This is a genomic window from Streptomyces sp. BYX5S, from assembly GCF_054724165.1.
Window position 1 is genome coordinate 3,567,445 of sequence record NZ_CM138829.1, and the last position, 17,831, is coordinate 3,585,275.

General features: G+C 72.1%; 15 protein-coding genes. 6 read left to right on the forward strand and 9 right to left on the reverse strand.

Going from position 1 to position 17,831, the window contains the following annotated elements:
* Positions 1-246: 246 nt before the first annotated feature.
* Both ACYBSK_RS16205 and ACYBSK_RS16210 read left to right on the forward strand, forming a co-directional pair.
* A complete protein-coding gene (locus tag ACYBSK_RS16205) occupies positions 247-2,037 on the forward strand; it encodes a coagulation factor 5/8 type domain-containing protein (RefSeq protein WP_460246586.1) in 1,791 nt (596 codons plus the stop codon).
* 166 nt (positions 2,038-2,203) lie between these two features.
* The gene (locus ACYBSK_RS16210; RefSeq protein ID WP_457477797.1) at positions 2,204-2,713 is read left to right on the forward strand and encodes a hypothetical protein; all 510 of its coding nucleotides are present in this window, start codon (positions 2,204-2,206) and stop codon (positions 2,711-2,713) included.
* Between the two features lie 46 nt (positions 2,714-2,759).
* Here the strand turns inward: ACYBSK_RS16210 and proP are convergent, their stop codons facing one another.
* Together proP and ACYBSK_RS16220 are read right to left on the reverse strand one after the other, a co-directional pair.
* On the reverse strand, positions 2,760-4,256 hold the full coding sequence (gene proP / locus ACYBSK_RS16215; RefSeq protein WP_460247039.1) for a glycine betaine/L-proline transporter ProP: 1,497 nt from the start codon (positions 4,254-4,256) through the stop codon (positions 2,760-2,762).
* Between the two features lie 254 nt (positions 4,257-4,510).
* On the reverse strand, positions 4,511-5,029 hold the full coding sequence (locus tag ACYBSK_RS16220) for a lytic polysaccharide monooxygenase auxiliary activity family 9 protein (protein ID WP_457477798.1): 519 nt from the start codon (positions 5,027-5,029) through the stop codon (positions 4,511-4,513).
* A gap of 338 nt (positions 5,030-5,367) precedes the next feature.
* Here ACYBSK_RS16220 and ACYBSK_RS16225 point away from each other — a divergent pair, with 338 nt between their 5' ends.
* Positions 5,368-5,946: a VanZ family protein gene (locus tag ACYBSK_RS16225; protein ID WP_460246587.1), complete on the forward strand. Its 579-nt coding sequence runs from the start codon at positions 5,368-5,370 to the stop codon at positions 5,944-5,946.
* A 46-nt stretch (positions 5,947-5,992) separates the two neighbouring features.
* Here the strand turns inward: ACYBSK_RS16225 and ACYBSK_RS16230 are convergent, their stop codons facing one another.
* The gene (locus ACYBSK_RS16230; RefSeq protein ID WP_460246588.1) at positions 5,993-7,534 is read right to left on the reverse strand and encodes an MFS transporter; all 1,542 of its coding nucleotides are present in this window, start codon (positions 7,532-7,534) and stop codon (positions 5,993-5,995) included.
* Between the two features lie 127 nt (positions 7,535-7,661).
* Here ACYBSK_RS16230 and ACYBSK_RS16235 point away from each other — a divergent pair, with 127 nt between their 5' ends.
* Complete coding sequence (locus ACYBSK_RS16235; RefSeq protein WP_457477801.1) at positions 7,662-8,120, forward strand: SRPBCC family protein; 459 nt, start codon at positions 7,662-7,664, stop codon at positions 8,118-8,120.
* 17 nt (positions 8,121-8,137) lie between these two features.
* Here ACYBSK_RS16235 and ACYBSK_RS16240 read toward each other — a convergent pair whose 3' ends face one another.
* The 3 genes from ACYBSK_RS16240 to ACYBSK_RS16250 all read right to left on the reverse strand — a co-directional run bounded on the left by ACYBSK_RS16240 (position 8,138) and on the right by ACYBSK_RS16250 (position 10,628).
* A complete protein-coding gene (locus ACYBSK_RS16240; RefSeq protein WP_460246589.1) occupies positions 8,138-8,815 on the reverse strand; it encodes an AIM24 family protein in 678 nt (225 codons plus the stop codon).
* 199 nt (positions 8,816-9,014) lie between these two features.
* On the reverse strand, positions 9,015-10,193 hold the full coding sequence (locus ACYBSK_RS16245; RefSeq protein ID WP_460246590.1) for a methyltransferase: 1,179 nt from the start codon (positions 10,191-10,193) through the stop codon (positions 9,015-9,017).
* Between the two features lie 90 nt (positions 10,194-10,283).
* A complete protein-coding gene (locus ACYBSK_RS16250; protein WP_460246591.1) occupies positions 10,284-10,628 on the reverse strand; it encodes a tetratricopeptide repeat protein in 345 nt (114 codons plus the stop codon).
* 203 nt (positions 10,629-10,831) lie between these two features.
* Between ACYBSK_RS16250 and ACYBSK_RS16255 the strand changes: the two genes are divergently transcribed.
* Positions 10,832-14,038, forward strand: coding sequence for an amidohydrolase family protein (locus tag ACYBSK_RS16255; RefSeq protein WP_460246592.1), 3,207 nt, complete (start codon positions 10,832-10,834; stop codon positions 14,036-14,038).
* A 41-nt stretch (positions 14,039-14,079) separates the two neighbouring features.
* Positions 14,080-14,931 (forward strand): N-formylglutamate amidohydrolase, encoded by an 852-nt coding sequence (locus ACYBSK_RS16260; protein ID WP_460246593.1) that lies wholly within the window; start codon positions 14,080-14,082, stop codon positions 14,929-14,931.
* 182 nt (positions 14,932-15,113) lie between these two features.
* Here ACYBSK_RS16260 and ACYBSK_RS16265 read toward each other — a convergent pair whose 3' ends face one another.
* The 3 genes from ACYBSK_RS16265 to ACYBSK_RS16275 all read right to left on the reverse strand — a co-directional run bounded on the left by ACYBSK_RS16265 (position 15,114) and on the right by ACYBSK_RS16275 (position 17,804).
* On the reverse strand, positions 15,114-16,271 hold the full coding sequence (locus ACYBSK_RS16265) for an alpha-hydroxy-acid oxidizing protein (RefSeq protein WP_460246594.1): 1,158 nt from the start codon (positions 16,269-16,271) through the stop codon (positions 15,114-15,116).
* A 106-nt stretch (positions 16,272-16,377) separates the two neighbouring features.
* Positions 16,378-17,250 carry an alpha/beta hydrolase fold domain-containing protein gene (locus ACYBSK_RS16270; protein ID WP_460246595.1) on the reverse strand — a complete coding sequence of 291 codons (873 nt, stop codon included), beginning with the start codon at positions 17,248-17,250 and terminating at the stop codon, positions 16,378-16,380.
* A complete protein-coding gene (locus ACYBSK_RS16275) occupies positions 17,247-17,804 on the reverse strand; it encodes a quercetin 2,3-dioxygenase (protein WP_460246596.1) in 558 nt (185 codons plus the stop codon). Before ACYBSK_RS16275 ends, ACYBSK_RS16270 begins: the two co-directional genes overlap by 4 nt.
* Positions 17,805-17,831 lie beyond the last annotated feature (27 nt).

Sequence of the window (17,831 nt, forward strand, 5' to 3'; positions counted from 1 at the left end):
GCTGGCTTCCGCCTCCAGCATCCAGGGCCCCGCTCCGGCCCACCAGGCGTGGAACGTCACGGATCGCTGCTCGTGTCGCAGCTCCGGGCGGTCGGTGAGCGGTTTCCGGTCACCCCGGCTTCCGTCACTTCGTGAACTAAGTACGGTGGCACCCCTTGACGCAGCGTTCACCACCCTGAAACATGCGTCGTCAGAGAGCGCTCCCACCACCCCCACTCGTTCATTTCATGAACCAGGAGAGCCGCCGTGACTCGCTTCCCCCTGCCTTCGTCCCCGTCCTTGTCGCGCCGCAGAGTCCTCGGCGCGGCCGCCGTCGGCGCCGCGATCCCCGCCCTCGGGGCGGCGCCCGCCCCGGCCGTGCCCGCAGCCGCGTCCGCCCGCCGCAAGACCCTCGCCGCCGGTGGTGACCTCGGTCCCAACGTGATCGTGTTCGACCCGGCCACGCCCGGCATCCAGGCCAAGCTCGACGATATCTTCCAGCAGCAGGAGTCCGCGCAGTTCGGTGGCGGCCGCTACCAACTGCTGTTCAAGCCCGGCACCTACAACGGGCTCAATGCCCAACTCGGTTTCTACACCTCGATATCCGGGCTCGGACTGTCCCCCGACGACACCGTCATCAACGGCGACGTGACCGTCGACGCCGGCTGGTTCGACGGCAACGCCACGCAGAACTTCTGGCGTTCGGCCGAGAACCTCGCGCTGGTGCCGGTGAACGGGACGAACCGGTGGGCGGTCGCCCAGGCCGCCCCGTTCCGCCGCATGCACGTACGCGGCGGCCTCAACCTCTCGCCCGACGGCTACGGCTGGGCCAGCGGCGGCTACATCGCCGACAGCCGCATCGACGGCAGCGTCGGACCGTACTCGCAGCAGCAGTGGTACACCCGCGACTCGTCGGTGGGCGGATGGCTCAACGGCGTCTGGAACATGGTGTTCTCGGGCGTCGAGGGCGCACCCGGGCAGGGATTCCCGAACCCGCCGTACACCACCCTCGACACCACCCCGGTCTCCCGCGAGAAGCCGTTCCTGTACCTGGACGGCGAGGACTACAAGGTGTTCCTGCCGGAGAAGCGGACCAACGCACGCGGCACGACCTGGGGCAGCGGCACACCGCGCGGCACCTCGCTCCCGCTCGATCAGTTCTACGTGGCGAAGCCCGGCGACAGCGCCGCCACCCTCAACGCCGCCCTCGCCCAGGGCCTCAACCTCCTGCTCACACCCGGCGTTTACCACGTGGACGCCCCCATCCAGGTGGACCGCGCGGGCACCGTCGTCCTCGGCCTCGGCTACGCCACCCTCGTCCCCGACGGCGGCGCGACCGCGGTGAAGGTCGCCGACGTGGACGGGGTGCGGCTCGCCGGGTTCCTCGTCGACGCGGGAACCGTCAACTCCGCCACCCTGATCGAGATCGGCCCGCAGGGCGCCTCCGCGGACCACTCCGCCGACCCGATCACCGTCCAGGACGTGTTCGTCCGGATCGGTGGCGCCGGCGCCGGCAAGGCCACCACCAGCCTGGTCGTCAACGCCCGGCACACCATCGTCGACCACACCTGGGTGTGGCGCGCCGACCACGGCGAAGGCGTGGGCTGGGACACCAACCGGGCCGACTACGGCGTCGTCGTCAACGGCGACGACGTGCTGATGACCGGTCTGTTCGTCGAGCACTTCAACAAGTACGACGTGCAGTGGAACGGCGAGCGCGGCCGCACCATCTTCTTCCAGAACGAGAAGGCCTACGACGCCCCGAACCAGGCAGCCATCCAGAACGGCGACCTGAAGGGCTTCGCCGCCTACAAGGTCGCCGACTCCGTGACCAGCCACGAGGGCTGGGGCATGGGCTCGTACTGCTTCTACAACGTCGACCCGACGATCGTGCAGCACCACGGCTTCGCCGCCCCGAACACACCGGGCGTGAAGTTCCACGACCTGCTCGTGGTGTCACTCGGCGGCAAGGGGCAGTACGAGCACGTCATCAACGACATCGGCGCCGCCACCTCGGGCAGCGACACCGTCCCGTCGACGGTGGTGTCCTACCCCTGACAGGCACCAGGAGGGCCGCGGCGGGCGACGACACCGGTCGGCCGCCGCGGCCCCGGCCGCCCCGGGGTCTTCCGTACGCGCGTAGATCCTGGCACGATCTGGGCCGATCCACCTGCGTCACAGCTGTCACACCCCCACTCAGGCACTGGCAGGAAGGGCCCTCCCCATGCGTCTTCGCTCCGCACTCACCGCGCTCGCCCTCACCACGGGCGCGCTCATCGCCCCCGGCTTCGGTGTGCTGGCGACCCCCACCGACGCGTTCGCCGCCACGAAGATCTCGCACGCGACGGCCACGTCGATGTTCAGCTCGGTCGGCATCACCTGGTCGTCCTCCGGCGGCTGCTCCGACCGCAACGTGTCCACGTGCACGTCGTTCGACCAGCTCAACCTCGCCACCGCCCAGGGCGCCCAGACACTGAAGACGGCGAGCGGGTGCGCGCTGAACATCACGGGTGGCACCGAGACCGGCCACGCGAGCGGCACGTACTCGCACTGGAACGGCTACAAGCTCGACTTCGGCAAGAACACCTGCGTCACCGCCTACGTCAAGAACCACTTCACGTACATCGGTCTGCGCGGCGACGGCGCCCCGCAGTACAAGGCCGCGTCCGGCAACGTCTACGCGGACGAGGGCAACCACTGGGACGTGACGTTCTACAACTGCGGAGGCTGCTGACCGCGCCCGCGCGGGGCCGACGCGCACCGTACGGAGGGCTCAGGGCTCAGGGCTCCGACGACGACTGGGCCTCCGCCTTCGCGTACCGGTACAGGTCCTGCGACGTGTCGATGAGTTCCTTCTGCTCCTCCGCGGAGCCGACCATGGGCTGGGAGCCGTTGAGGGGCAGTTGCGCGCTCTCGGGGAGGAACTTGACGGTCACCAGGCCGATGACCCCCGCCGCCATCAGGTAGTAGGCGGGGATCAGCTTGTTGCCGGTGGCGTCCACGAGGGCCTCCGTCACCAGGGGAGTGGTGCCTCCGAAGGCGGCCACGGCGAAGTTGAAGCCGATGCCCATCGCCGCGTACCGCACCGCGGTCGGGAACAGCGCGGGCAGCGTGGCGGCGCTGGGCGCGGCGAAGCAGGCGAGCAGCGTGGACAGGAGCAGCACCCCGAAGATGGGCGGCCAGGTCCCCGACGACTTGATGAGCAGGAAGGCGGGGATCGCCAGGACGATCATGGCGATGGCCCCGCCCGCGTACAGCGGACGTCTGCCGATGTGGTCGCTGAGCCGTCCGAGGAAGGTGATGAGGAGGACGATCCACACCATGCCGATGAGGACGAGGACGTCCGCCGAGCCGCTGGAGCGGTCCAGTGTCTCCGTCTGGTAGGTCGGCAGATAGCCCGTGACCATGTAGTTCGTGACGTTGTAGAGCAGGACCAGGCCGACGCACACCAGCAGGGGGCGCCAGTGCTCGCGGATGATGGTTCTGAACTCGCTGCCGACCGAGTCCTGGGCGAGGTTCTTCTCGTGCTCGTCGAGCTGCTGCTGGAAGGCGGGGGACTCCTCCAGCTTCAGCCGCATGTACAGGCCGATGACACCCAGCGGTCCCGCGATCAGGAACGGCAGGCGCCAGCCCCAGGACAGCATCTGGTCGTCCGTGAGTGCCATGTTCAGGACGGTGACCAGCGCGGACCCCAGGGCGTAGCCGACGAAGGTGCCGAAGTCGAGCCAGCTGGAGAGGAAGCCACGTCTGCGGTCCGGCGAGTACTCGGCGACGAACGTGGTGGCACCGCCGTACTCACCACCGGTCGAGAAGCCCTGCACCATTCGGGCGAGGAGCAGCAGGACGGGAGCGGCGATCCCGATCGTCTCGTAGCTGGGGATGAGGCCGATCGAGAACGTTCCCGCCGCCATCATGATCATGGTGGTGGCCAGCACCTTCTGCCGGCCGATCCGGTCACCGAGCGGCCCGAACACCAGGCCGCCGAGGGGACGCACCACGAACGCGGCGGCGAAGGTCGCGAAGGACGAGATCAGCTGGGCGCCCGGGGACGCGCCCGGGAAGAACACCTTGCCGATGGTGGCGGCGAGGTAGCTGTAGACACCGAAGTCGAACCACTCCATGCAGTTGCCCAGGGCTGAGGCGCCCACGGCCCGCTTGAGCAGGGGTTTCTCGACGACCTGGACGTCCTGCTTGCGGTAGGCCCGTTTGGTGCGCCGCAGCCGGCGCGCCAGCTCCTCGCGCACATGGCGGGGCATGTCCGCGACCGTCTCCGGCATGCGCCTGCGGCCCCGGCTGGTCGTGTCGTCGGAAGGTGTGTCGGCCACGCGCCGGTGCCGCCTCTCGTGTCGTCCTCATCCCTGTCGTCAGGGCCGAGTCTGAGCACATTGGCGACGCGGCGCACCTCGAGGACGACGTCCGGACCACCGCTGTCCGGTGCGGCGGCCCGCGTGGGTGCGGCGCGGCGGGTCGTGGCCGGCCGTGGCCGGTCGTGGGGGGAAGACCCGCCGCGCCGCGGTACCGGGGCGCTCGCTCAGCCGCCGACGTTCACGTCGATGCAGGCGTAGAACGCGTTCGTGGTGTCGGCGATGTTCCATACCGCCAGCACCTTCTGACGGCCGGTCAGAGAACCGAAGTCCACTTGGTGGGTGACCGTGGCGCCCGGCTTCGCGCCGTTGTCGTCGAACTCGGCGATCTCCTGGCCGCCGACGAAGTACTGCCAGGTGCTGGTGGCGTGCTGGGCCGTCAGCTTCCACTCGAAGGTGGTGCTGCGGGAGACCGGAGTGGCGACCCAGCCCTTGGAGTCGTCGTCGAGCTCCGCGAACCGGCTGTTGCCGCCGCTGCAGCTCGTGAGCCCCTGGGGGCCCTCGACGCTCTGCGGCTCGTAGGTGATGTCACCGCAGGACACGGTGCCCGCCGCGCACTGCGCCTGGCGGCTGGGCGGGGTGGAGATGTAGCCGTGGGCGCTCGCCGAACCGGCGGGAAGGCTGACGGCGAGGACGGGGGCGAGGGCCGCGCCGATGAGGGCAGCGGTCTTCCTTCGGGCGTTCATGCGTACTCCTTCACTTCAGGTCTTCCCGGGGCGTGCGTGAAGTGGGGGCGCACGTCCGGGTCGGCCTCTCGAGGGTGGGGCCAAGAGGCGCGAAGGGAGGCAGCGGGAGATCGACCGACGTCAGGCGCGGTGAACTCCCGTGTGCAGCAAGGCTGTTACTTGGACTAGACCATACAAGTGGTCGTGATCGTGTCAAGGCCCTCGCCCGGAACCCGCGGCGAACCGGTCCGGCCGAACGGCGTGTCCGGCGTCAACTCCGGGGTATGCGGCGCCACATGGAAACCGAATCTCGCACGCGACGGCCCTCGTGGGGTCGACAGCTGATCAGGGCTCTCGTGATGGTGGTTGGTTTCGTCTGCATGGTGGCGTTCGCCGTGGCGCTCGCGAAGGCCACCCTCGTCCCCTCGCCGGCGTCCGTCTCGCAGACCCACACCAACCTGGAACCCGGCAGCTCGATCCGGCTCTACTTCGACCAGCCCGACTGGCGCGACACGATCAAGCAGGTCGGCGGGAACATCGTTCTCGGTGTGCCGTTCGGTGTGCTGCTGCCGGTGCTCTTCCCGCGCACCCGGGGCTTCGTCCGGGTGGTCCTCATGACGGCGTTCGTGATGCTGACCGTCGAGGTCGCCCAGGGTCTGCTGGTCACCGGCCGGGCCTTCGACATCGACGACGTGATCCTCAACGCCTCGGGCGCCTTCGTCGGCTACCTGCTCCTCGGTCGCAAGCTCGGCAGGGCGCTGCATCCGCGCCGCGAGCACTGGTGGAACAAGGGCTGGGCGAGCCGCAAGCACGACCCGCGCGACAACGAGGCCGCCCCCGCTCCCACGCCCCGGAAGAAGCCCGCCCCCGGCCCCGGCTCCCGCTTCGGCTCCGCCCGCAAGGGCCTGCCGGAACTGCTGCGGACCAAGCGCTCCTGAACGTACGAGCCGATCGGGCCGGGCATGCCGCCCGGCCCGCGCCCGCTCAGCGGGACCGCTCGCGACGCCGCCCGTGCCGCTCCTCGCCCGGCTCCAACGCCGGGGCGCACACGCCGAGATGGGAGCGGCACTGCGGGCGCGGCGCGGTCTCCAGGCGCGGGCGCAGGGCCTTCGGGCGGATGAAGACGGCAGCCGTGGCCGCGCCCAGGGCGAACAGCAGGGCGCTGCCCACCGCCGCCCGGTGGAACGCCGCGTCCACGGCGGCGGGCCGCGTGTAGGCGTCGCCCGACAGGCCCACGGCGAGCGGCAGCGCCGCGACCACCAGGAGCTGGGCGACGCGCGCCGCCGTGTTGTTCACGCCGCTGGCCAGACCCGCGTGGTCCGGAGCCACCGACGCCAGGACCGTCGTCGTCAGCGGCGCCACGAACAGGCTCATGCCGAGGCCCAGGACGGCGACCGCGGGCAGTACGTCGGCCGCGTACGAGGAGTCCGGACCGATCCGCAGCATGAGCAGCACCCCAGTCGCGGCGACCGCCGGGCCCACGACGAGCGGCGGCGTCGGACCCACCCGGCGCGCCAGGTCGCCGGCGCGCGCCGACAGCAGCAGCATCAGCACGGTCACCGGCAGGGTCGCCACGCCCGCCTCCAGCGCGTCGTAGCCCAGGGTCACCTGGAGCTGGACGGGCAGGATGAACAGGATGCCGCCGATCGCCGCGTACAGGCACAGGGTCATACCGTTCGCGGCGCTGAACAGGCGGGAGCGGAACAGCGACGGCGGCAGCATCGGCGCCGCCCGGCGCCGCTCCACGGCCACGAAGGCGACGCCCGCGAGCACACCCACGAGCGCGGCGAGGCCGGTCGCCGCCGCGGGCGCGTCGCCCGAGGACCCGATGAGCGCGTAGCTCACCCCGGCCAGGCACACCGCGGCGAGCGCCGCTCCGGCCTGATCGAACGGGGCGTCCGCGGCCGCGGCGTCCCGGCTCTCCGGCACGTGGCGTACGGCGATGACCAGCACGATCGCGGCGATCGGCACGTTGATCAGGAAGATCCACCGCCAGCCCGGCCCGTCGATCAGCCACCCGCCGAGGAACGGCCCGAGCGCCCCCGCCACCCCGGTCAGCCCCGACCACGCGCCCACCGCTTTGGCCTGGTCGTCGGGGTGGAACACCGAGCGGACCAGCGCCAGTGAGCCGGGGGTCAGCAGGGCCCCGCCGACCCCCTGCAACGCCCGCGCCGCGATCAGCGTGCCCTCGTCCGGGGCGAGCCCGCACGCCGCGGACGCCACCGCGAACCACGCCACACCCAGCACGAGTGCCCGCCGCCGCCCGATCCGGTCGCCCATGGCGCCGCCCCACAACAGCAGCGCGGACAGCGTCAACATGTAGGCGTTGACCACCCATTGCAGCGCGGACAGGGACGCGTCCAGGTCGCGGCCCATCGTGGGGAGCGCGACGTTCACCACCGTCCCGTCGAGCATCGCCATGCCCGAGGCGAGGACCACGCACGCGAGGATCCACCGCCCGCGCGCCGAGGAGAGCCGGACGCCGGGGGCGGCGTCGTCGGGAGGGAGCCCTGCGGTCGCTGCCATCGCCGACATTCTGACGGAGCCACCCCGCGTGCGCGACTGTCGGCACCGTTCCGCAGGGCGCGCGTGGCGGAAATCCCGCTGTTAGATTTGGGCGGAAATGTACCCGCAGAGGAGTGCGAGCGACGCCATGGCCAGGAATCGCCGGCTGATCCTGAGTTCGCCCTCCGAGGTCTGGGCGCTCCTCGCGAACGGGCACCGTTACGGAGAATGGGTCACGGGCACCCAGCGGATCCTCGACGTCGACCCGGCCTGGCCCGCCGTCGGCACCGCCCTGAAGGTGCGGGTCGGGGTCGGCCCGCTGACCCTCGACGACACCAGTACGGTGCGCATCTGCGAGCCGGAGCAGCGCCTCGAACTGGAGGCGAAGGCAGACCCGTTCGGAGCGGCCCGCGTCGCGATGAACCTCATCCCGTGGGCCGGACACACCCTCTTCGTCCTCGACTGGCACGCCCTCCGGGGGCCGGGCACACGGATGCACGGGCTCCCGGTGGACTACCTCGTCGCGGTCCGCAACGGAATGATGCTGACGAAGCTGGCGCGCATCGCGGTCCGGGAGCACCAGGACGCGGAACGCGCCGCTCCCTGAGCGTCGGCGCCGCGGTGTCAGTGCTGCTGCGGCTTCTGCGCCGTCACCTCGCTGGGGCGTACGACGACGAACCCCTCGCCCTCCAGCATCAGTTGGACCGCCTCGCCGGACCCGCCGCGGATCATCGAGCCCAGCGACTGCGAACGGTGCAGCGAGGTGCGCAGCTCGGCCGTCCATCCGACGACGGCGTCGGTGTCCACGTACACCGGCTGCTGCGGTGACACCGGCAGGACGAGCGGGCTGCCCTCGCAGATCAGCCCGAGCCGGCCGTGCCCGGTGAACACGCTGTTGAACAGCCCGCCCCCGCTGATCCCCGCCCCCTTCACGGTCTTGATGTCGTACGACAGCGTGGCGTCGAAGCACAGCACGTTGCGGCCGTTGACGGTGAAGGTGTCGCCGGGCTCGATGTCCACGACGAACACGTTCTGCGCCTCCTGCGCGAACCAGGCCTCGCCCTGCCCGCGCACCTTCATCACGGGAAGGCCCTCCCCGGTGACGGCGCGCTTGAGCATGCCGCCGACGCCCTGCCCCTTGCGCTCGAACTTCAGATTCCCCCGGTAGGCGACCATCGCCCCCTGCCGAGCCACCATCTCACCGTCGATCACATACCGGATGGACTTGGCGTTCTGCACGGTCATGCCCGGTGCGGTGGCGGGCTGGACCATGTACTCACTCGCGAAAAGATCACCCTTCATGCGGGCATCGTGGCCCGGAGGGACCGGTTCCTACAAGGGTGGGGCGGGCCCACACGCGCGAGAGCCGCTGACGCCGGGGCGTGCAGGCGCCCGGCGTCAGCGGCGGAGGGGATCAGCGGGCGGGGTAGTGCCCGCTGTCTCTCCCTTGTATTCGGGCCTCACCCCGTGAGCGGATGCGCCGGACCGCAGCCGATTTCTTTCACCTTCGTGACGCCTTCAGGATCACGAACTTCGCGTTGCTGGCGACGAGTTGACTGTTGCCGAACAGGCGCCGCAGCTTCACGTGGTAGCCGAGGTGGCGGTTGCCCACCACCCACAGCTCACCGCCGGGGCGCAGGGCCTTGCGGGCCTGGGCGAACATGCGGTGCGCCGTCGCGTCCGTGGTGGCCTGATGGCTGTGGAACGGGGGGTTGTTGAGGATCAGGTCGACGCTCGCGGGCGCCGTGTCGGCGAGGCCGTCCGCGACCCGGAAGTCGGCCTTGCCGGGACGGTCGGCGGCGTTCAGCGCGTACGTGGCCCCGGCCGATGCCACCGCCTGGTGCGACTCGTCGGTGAAGACGACGTCCGCGTGCGGGTGGGACAGGGCCGCGCTCGTGCCCACCACGCCGTTGCCGCAGCCCAGGTCCACGATGGTGCGCGCCTCCGTCTCCCGGGGCAGGTGCTGGAGGAGGAAACGGGTGCCGATGTCGAGGTGTTCCGCGCAGAACACGCCCGCGTGGTTGACGACGGTGCGGCCGGACAACGGGCCGATGTCGGCCGGGAGTTGATAGCTGTGCGGCCACGGGTTCGGACCCGGGGCGAGCGACGGGTCGGGCGCGGTGAAGATGAGGCGGGCCTTCTTCTCCGCCAGCGACGTGCGGGTCGGGCCGAGGATCCGCTCGAACAGGTTCAGCGTCGAGGTGTGGATCTCCTTCACCATGCCGGTGCCGATCACCACCGTGTGCTCGTGCACGGCGGGGCGCAGACGGTGCAGCTGGTCCTCGAGGAGGGCGAGGCTCTTCGGGACGCGCACCACGAGGACGTCGATGCTCGGCGGCGGGGTGTCCCGCGTCGTGAGCAGGGCGGGGGAGCGGCGGTCGTTGCGCGTCAGGTTCGCGTACGTCGCCTGCTGGCCCAGGTACGAGTCGGAGATCAGGGTGGGCGCGCAGCCGGGCGCCCCGGTCAGGGCCGTCGCCAGCGCGCCCCAGCGGTCGCCCACCACCGTCACCGCACCCGTCAGGTCCGTGCCGCTCTCGGCGAGGTGCCGCAGCAGGTAGGTGTCGGCGGCGTCCCACGCGCGCAGCTGGTCGCGGGGGTCGGCGGGGAAGCGGGTGAGGTCGATGTCTCCCCAGGGGGTGCTGAGACGGGGGGCCGGGGCGGGCTGATCGGTGCGGTTCATCGTTCAGCAAGGCTAGCCGAGGCGCAGCTCACGGGCGTGCGCCCGGCCCCGTACGGGGGTCCGGGGCGCACGCCCGTGGCACACGAACGGCTACTCGGGGAAGTCGCCCGCCAGCGCCGCCGCCATCCTCAGGTGCGGCGCCGCCTCGTCGTCGCGGCCCTGCCGCTCCAGCGTGCGGCCGAGCATCAGACGGGCGTAGTGCTCCACCGGGTCGCGCTCCACGATGGTGCGCAACTCGGTCTCGGCGCGGCGCAGTTGCGCCGAGTGGTAGTACGAGCGGGCGAGGAGAAGACGGGGGCCGGTCTGCTCGGGGACCTCCTCGACGAGACCGTCGAGGATCAGGGCGGCGTTCGCGTACTCCTTCGCGTCGAAGAACATCTGGGCGCGGTCCCAGCGCTCCGAGGCCGTCCCCTGCGTGTAGTACTTCTGCTCCACTGTTCTGCCTCCTTCGCCCGCCTCAACAGGGGAGGCCGGAGCTGTATTCCGGGGCGCCGCGGCAGGGCTGGGCGGTGGTGGGGTGCGGTGGACGCCTCGCGCGCCATGTTGACTCACTGCGTGTGCCACGTATGTTGCTGTGCGTCCCCTCTCCGCCTCGCGCACCGTCACGTCTCCGACACCCCTCGCGCATTGGGAGCCCCATGGACACCAGACCCGTCACCACGCCCGGCGCCGGTTCCGCCCTCACCAGGCGCCGCTTCCTCCAGACCACCACCGCCGCGGCCGGAGCCGTCGCCGCGGGGGCTGGCGCCCTCCTCGAAGCGCCCGCGGCCGCGGCCGTGCCCGCCGCGCTCTCCTTCACCGCCGCCACCAACGGCGCCGCCACCCTCGCCCCCTCCGGTGACCGCTTCGTCGCCGAGATCCAGAACATCCTCTGGTCGATCCCGCGCAAGGGCGGCGCCGCGACCGCGCTCACCGCGCCCGAACTGGAGCCGACCCGGCCCCAGTTCGCCCCCGACGGCAAGCGGCTCGTCGTCTGCGCCCACCAGGGCGGCGGCTTCCACCTCTGGCTGCTGAACGCCGACGGGCAGGGCGCGCCGAAGCAGCTCACCGACGGCCCCTGGGACGACCGCGGCCCCGCCTGGTCGCCGGACGGCACCCGCATCGCCTTCGCCTCCGAGCGCGGCGGCGACCCCGAGTCCGCCGCCCCGTACCGCGTCTGGACCGTCGACGTCCGCGACGGCACCCTCACCCGCCTCACGGGCGGGCCCGGCCAGGACGGGCCGGGGCAGGGCGGCGCCTGGGAGGACTTCGACCCGACGTGGTCCGCGGACGGCACCCGCGTGCTGTTCGTACGAGCGGTGGTCACCGAAGCCGGAACGCTCCGGGCGGCCACCGTCGCCTCGGTCGCCGCCGACGGCACAGGACCGGTCACCGTCGAGCACACCGACGACTCCGGCGCCCAGGTCATGACCCCCGCCGTCGCCCCGGAACCCAGGGGCACCCTCGCCTACCTGCGGACCACGGCCGCGCCCTCCGCCGGCTGCACCCTCGTCGTCGACGGGAAACCGGTCGACGTCCCCGGCGACCTCGCCCCCGTGCCACCCCGCTGGACCGGGCCCGACACCCTCCTGCTCACCGTCGACGGCCGCTTCCGCCTCGTGCGGCCCGCCGCGCCGGGCGAGGGCGAAGAGGTCGCGTTCACCGCGTGGCTGCCCGTCGACCGCCCCCGCTACCGGGTCAAGCGCTACGACTTCGGGGCCGGGGGAGTCCGGCCGGTGCGCTCCCCGCACCTGCCCGCGCTCTCGCCCGACGGCGAACAGGTGGCCTTCGCCGCCCTCAACTCGCTGTGGGTGGGCGGCACATCGGGCGGGCGCGCTCCGCGCAAGGTCGTCCAGGTCCCCGCGACACGCTACGTCCTCGCCCCGACCTGGACTCCCGACGGCACGGCGCTCGTCTACGCCGACGACCGGGCGGGCCTGTTCTCCGTGCGCCGCCACGACCTGGCGAGCGGCAAGGAAGAGGTGCTCGCGGAGGGCGGCCGGGTGTTCCCGGCGCTCTCGCCCGACGGGGACCGGCTCGCCTGTGTCGACATGTCCGGCAACCTCGTCCTGCGCGACCTCGCCGCCGGAACCGAACGGGTCCTCGCCGCGCCGATGGGCAGCGGCGGACTGCCCGGCAGACCCTGCTGGTCACCCGACGGCAGGTACGTGGCGCTGTGCGACCGAGGCCGCCTCAACCAGCGCTTCCGCGAGGGCTACAACCTCATCCGCGTCATCGACGCGGAGACCGGCGAGGCGGTCGTCCACGCGGTCGCTCCGCACGTCTCGATCGCCGACCGCTACGACTCCGGGCCCGTCTGGTCGCCCGACGGGCGCACCATGGCCGTCGTCGTCGAGTCCGCGCTGTGGCTGCTGCCCGTCCGCCCCGACGGCACGCCGGACGGTGAGCCGCGCCAGGTCACCGACGAGGCCGCGGACCACCCGAGCTGGTCCGCCGACGGCCGCCGGATCCTCTACGTCGGCGCGGGCAGGCTCCGTCTCCTCGACGTGGCGAAGGGCACCGCCCGTACGGTCAGGATCCCCCTCGACCACCGCCGCCCGCGCCCCGCCGACACCGTCGTGCACGCGGGCCGCTTCTGGGACGGCGCCGGGTCCGAGGTCCGCGACGACGTCGACATCACGGTGGAGGGCGGCCGCGTCACTGCCGTCACGCCGCACCGCGCGGGCAGCGGGAAGGGCGGCGCCACGCACATCGACGCCTCCGACCAGACCGTGATCCCGGGCCTCTTCGACGCCCACACCCACCCCTGGCAGTCGACCTACGGCGGACGCCAGACCGCGCTCCAGCTCGCCTACGGCATCACCACCGCCGTCTCCCTCGGCGGATTCGCCTACGAGCAGGCCCGGATCCGGGAGGCGGTGTACGCGGGGGCGCTCGCCGGGCCGCGGCTCCTCGCCACCGGGGAACTCCTCGACGGCCCGCGCGTCGCCTACAGCATGGGCCGCGCCCACCGCACCCGCGCGGGTCTGCGCCGCTCCCTCGACCGGGCCGCCGCCCTGGACTGGGACTTCGTCAAAACCTATGTGCGGGCGCCGGGTTGGCTGATGAAGGAGGCCGCCGCCTTCGCGCACGAACGGCTCGGCGTACGCAGTGGAAGCCACCTGTGCACCCCCGGAATCCAGGTCGGCCAGGACCTGACGACCCATCTCCAGGCAACGCAGCGACTGGAGTTCGGGCACGCGACCACCGCCTCGGGCCACTCCGGGCAGGACGTCCGGGAGATCTACTCCAGGACCGGCGACTTCCACCTGATCGCGACGCCGTTCACCGCGCAGCCGCTGATCGGCGCCGACCCGGCCCTCGCGAAGGACCCGCGCGTCACGCGGCTGATGCCGCCGTGGGACACCGCCGCCGTGGAGAGGCTGGCCGGAACCCCGCCCACGGCCGCCCAACTCGCCACCCTGGACACCGAACTCGCCGTCTATCGGCGCATCCTCGCCGCCGACGGCCTCGTCGCACTCGGCACCGACCAGCCCCTCGTCCCCGTCGGCCTCCACCTCCACCTCGCGCTGCGCGCCCTGCACCGCGCCGGACTCACCCCTGCGCAGGCCCTGCACACGGCGACCCTCATGCCCGCGCGCGTCTTCGGCGCGGACGCCGACCTCGGCACCCTGGAGGAGGGCAAGCTCGCCGACCTCACCATCGTCGACGGCGACCCGTTCACCGACTTCGACGACCTGATCCGCACGACGGCGGTACTGCGCGGCGGCGTCCCCTTCCAACAGGCCGACCTCGTCGCCTCGTTCGAGCCGGTGACCTCCGCGACACTGAAGGCCACCGGTGACGACTGGCTGGAGGTGGGGCGGCACATGCGCCGGGAAGGGTGCTGCGACGCGGGGATCTAGGCGGGTTCGGCACACCCGTGCGGGGGTGGCAGAGTGGGCGCATGGACAACGCGGTCACCTCGGACACCTCGGACACCTCCGTGCGGGACGGCGCCGGTACCCCGCCGTTCCGGCTCCACCCCGGCGACCCGTCCTCCCCGGTGCTCCTGCACGTTCCGCACGCGTCCCGCGTGATCCCGGGGCGGGTGCGGGAAGGGCTGCTGCTGGACGGGGAGGCGTTGGAGGGGGAGTTGGACCTCATCACGGACGCGCACACCGACGTCGTCGCGGAACGGGCCGCGCGTGCCGCGCGCCGGACGCCCTGGCGGTTCGTCAACGGGCGGTCGCGGCTGGTCGTCGACCCGGAGCGGTTTCCCGACGAGCGGGAGGAGATGCGGGCCGTGGGGATGGGGGCGGTCTATACGCGGACGACGCGGCGGGAGCCGTTGCGGGTGGAGCCGGCGGCGGACGAGGAGGAGTTGCTCGACACGTACTTCCGGCCGTACGCGCGGGCGGTGGCGGGTGCCGTGGGGGAGCGGCTGGACGCGGTCGGGCGGGCGGTGATCATCGATGTGCACTCGTATCCGAGCCGGGCGTTGCCGTACGAGCTGCACGGGGGCGGGGTGCGGCCGCCGGTGTGCCTGGGGGTCGACGCGTTTCATACGCCGGGCGCGTTGGTCGAGCGGGCTCGTGAGGTGTTCGCGCCGGTGGGTGGGGTGGAGGTGAATACGCCGTTCGCGGGGGCGTATGTGCCGTTGGAGCGGTATGGGTGTGATGGGCGGGTGCTTGCGCTCATGGTGGAGGTGCGGAGGGATGTGTATCTGGAGGAGCCGGTTGCGCCGCACGGAGGTTTGGACGTCGTGGTGTCGGCGTTGGCCGAGCTGGTTGACGCGGTGCCAGCTCTGTTGCGCTGACCCCCCTCCCACGCCACGGGGCTCCGCCCCGGACCCCGCTCCTCAATCGCCGGAGGGGCTTGATAGCGCCACCGGAGGGGCTTGATGGCGCCACCGGAGGGGCTTGACAGCAGCGCCGGAAAGCTTGACAGCAGTACCGGAAGGGCTTGATGGCACCGCCGGTAGAGCTTGGTGGGACGCGTTTACGGCAGGGGTGTCAACGCGTCCGGGGTCAGGTCCCGGAGGGAGGGGTAGCCGTCGACTGCCATGATCAGGTCCGCCTCCGCGAGGAGGGAGCGCAGGACGTGGACGAGGCCGGCCTCGCCGCCGACCGCGAGGCCGTACGCGTACGGGCGGCCTACGCCGACCGCCGAGGCGCCGAGGGCGAGGGCCTTGATGACGTCCGCGCCCGAGCGGACTCCGGAGTCGAAGAGGACCGGCAGGCCGTCCGCCGCCTCGACGACGCCGGGGAGCGCGGCGAGGGCCGGGAGGCCGCCGTTGGCCTGGCGGCCGCCGTGGTTGGAGCAGTAGATGCCGTCCACGCCGCCGTCCTTGGCGCGCCGCACGTCCTCGGGGTGGCAGATGCCCTTGAGGATCAGCGGCAGGTCCGTGAGGGACCGCAGCCACGGCAGGTCGTCCCAGGTGAGCGGGTTGCCGAACAGGCCGACCCAGGAACCGACGATGTCCATGGGGTCCTTGCCCGCGGTGAGCTCCTGGAAGCGCGGGTCCGAGGTGTAGTTGGCCAGGCAGTGGCCGCGCAACTGCGGGAAGTTGGAGGTCGACAGATCGCGCGGACGCCACCCGGTGACCCAGGTGTCGAGCGTGACCACGATGCCCTTGTAGCCCGCCGCCTCGGCCCGCTTGACCAGGCTCTCGGCGAGCGCCCGGTCGGTGGGGGTGTAGAGCTGGAAGAAGCCCGGCGTCTCCCCGAACTCCGCCGCCACGTCCTCCAGCGGATCGACCGTCAGCGTCGACGCCACCATCGGCACCCCGGTGCGCGCCGCGGCCCGCGCCGTCGCCAGGTCGCCGTGCCCGTCCTGCGCGCACAGGCCGATCACCCCGACCGGCGCCATGAACAGCGGCGAGGCGAGCCGCATCCCGAACAGGTCCACCGACATGTCCCGCTGCGTGGCACCCACCATCATCCGGGGCACCAGCCCGTACCGCTCGAACGCCCGCACATTGGCGCGCTGCGTGAACTCGTCGCCCGCGCCCCCGGCGACGTAGGACCAGACGGAGGGGGAGAGGGCCGCCCGCGCGCGTTCCTCCAGGGTGGCGAAGTCCATCGGCTGCGTGGGGGTGACGCCGCGCAGTCCGTCGAGGTAGATCTCGAATTGGTAGTCGCCGAACTGCGGGCTCATCACGCACCTCTTCCTCGGAACCTGCACATCACGAAGTCGACGCCGGATTCGGGTCCGGTGTCCGCGCCTCAATCTGCCAGGTCGGAGCCGTCGAGCAAAGGGGTGGTCAGGTGTGCTGTCGTACGAAGTCCAGGGATGCGGCGAAGATCCCCCGGACCTCCCCGTCGGGTACGCCGTGCCAGCCGTGGTCCGCACCGGGCACCGTCCGCAGCGCGACGGGCACCCGGGCCGACCGCAGCGCCGCCGCCAGGTCCCGCCCGTGCGAGCACGGCACCATCGAGTCGGCCTCGCCGTGCACCACGAGGAAGGGCGGCGCGTCCGTGCGCACCCGCTTCAACGGGCTCGCGCAGTCCGCGAGTTCCGGCACCGTCGCCGGTGCGCTGCCCAGCAGCAGCGCTTCGGGCGTGGCCGGGTCCGCCGGGTCGAACGGGGGCCGCGGCGCCGTCAGATCCGCCGGGCCGTACCAGACGACCGCGCCCGCGAGCCGCGGCTCGTCGTGCGTGAGCGCGAGCAGCGAGGCGAGGTGGCCGCCCGCCGACTCGCCCCAGACGACGGTGCGTGCCGGGTCGACGTTCAGCTCGTGGGCGCGCAGGCCCAGCCAGCGCAGCGCCGACCGCAGGTCGTCCAGCGGCGCCGGGAACGTCGCCTCGCCGCTGAGCCGGTAGTCCACGCAGGCCACCGCGATGCCCGCCCCGGCGAGCTGCTCGAACGCGCCGGGGTTCCAGTGCCGGGTGCGCAGCCCCAGGTCGTCGCGGCGCCCCCGCCGCCACGCCCCGCCGTGCACGAACAGCACGAGCGGCGCCGCCGCGTCCCCTGCGGGCAGCCACAGGTCGAGTTCCAGCGGCCGGGCGCCCTCCACGTTTGCGTACGGGACACCGCGCAGCAGCCGGGTCCCGCCCGCGCACTCGGCGGCGGGCGGCAGCGGCGCCGCGTCGGGGTGCGGGGCGGCGATGAGGGCGCGCAGCTCGCCCGGTGTCACGGGGTCCGCCACTGGTGGTCGGGCAGGAAGCGCACGTCGTACTGGTGCGGCACGGTGCCGAACTTGTGCGGCTCCGGGACGAACGGCTGGGCGGGCAGGCCCATCTCCTCGGCCGGTGTGCCCAGGGACTCGAAGAACCGCTCGAACGTCCCGCCGGGGCCCGCCGCGACGCCGACGACCTGCGAGTGGTGGCGCTCCATGCGGTAGGCGTGCGCGCAGTTCTTCGGTACGAAACCGAAGTCGCCCGGCAGGAGCAGCCGCTCCAGCTGCTCGCCCTCGGGATCCTCGGCGAAGAGCCGGACCGCGCCCTGCGTCACGTAGAACACCTCGTGGGTGTCCGCGTGCACGTGCGCCGGGATGATGTCGCCCTTCGGGCCCTCGACGGTGAAGAAGTTGAAGGTGTTGTCGGTCTGCTCGCCGCCCGCGTAGACGGTGACGAGTTCGCCGAAGAGGTGCGCCCGGTCGCCCTCGCCCTTCTCGATGACGTACGGCTTCGACGGGTCGGCCGGTATGCGGGAAGTGCTGCGATAGCGCTTCGCGAACTCCATGGTCATGCGGATCGTCCTTGCCTGTGCCGGAGC

Bases quoted from the DNA above. Each gene is read 5' to 3' on its own strand.
- ACYBSK_RS16255 (WP_460246592.1), top strand. From the start codon at position 10,832: ATGGACACCAGACCCGTCACCACGCCCGGCGCCGGTTCCGCCCTCACC.
- ACYBSK_RS16210 (WP_457477797.1), top strand. From the start codon at position 2,204: ATGCGTCTTCGCTCCGCACTCACCGCGCTCGCCCTCACCACGGGCGCG.
- ACYBSK_RS16265 (WP_460246594.1), bottom strand. From the start codon at position 16,271: ATGAGCCCGCAGTTCGGCGACTACCAATTCGAGATCTACCTCGACGGA.
- proP (WP_460247039.1), bottom strand. From the start codon at position 4,256: ATGCCGGAGACGGTCGCGGACATGCCCCGCCATGTGCGCGAGGAGCTG.
- ACYBSK_RS16275 (WP_460246596.1), bottom strand. From the start codon at position 17,804: ATGACCATGGAGTTCGCGAAGCGCTATCGCAGCACTTCCCGCATACCG.
- ACYBSK_RS16235 (WP_457477801.1), top strand. From the start codon at position 7,662: ATGGCCAGGAATCGCCGGCTGATCCTGAGTTCGCCCTCCGAGGTCTGG.
- ACYBSK_RS16240 (WP_460246589.1), bottom strand. From the start codon at position 8,815: ATGAAGGGTGATCTTTTCGCGAGTGAGTACATGGTCCAGCCCGCCACC.
- ACYBSK_RS16245 (WP_460246590.1), bottom strand. From the start codon at position 10,193: ATGAACCGCACCGATCAGCCCGCCCCGGCCCCCCGTCTCAGCACCCCC.
- ACYBSK_RS16220 (WP_457477798.1), bottom strand. From the start codon at position 5,029: ATGAACGCCCGAAGGAAGACCGCTGCCCTCATCGGCGCGGCCCTCGCC.
- ACYBSK_RS16230 (WP_460246588.1), bottom strand. From the start codon at position 7,534: ATGGCAGCGACCGCAGGGCTCCCTCCCGACGACGCCGCCCCCGGCGTC.
- ACYBSK_RS16225 (WP_460246587.1), top strand. From the start codon at position 5,368: ATGGTGGTTGGTTTCGTCTGCATGGTGGCGTTCGCCGTGGCGCTCGCG.
- ACYBSK_RS16260 (WP_460246593.1), top strand. From the start codon at position 14,080: ATGGACAACGCGGTCACCTCGGACACCTCGGACACCTCCGTGCGGGAC.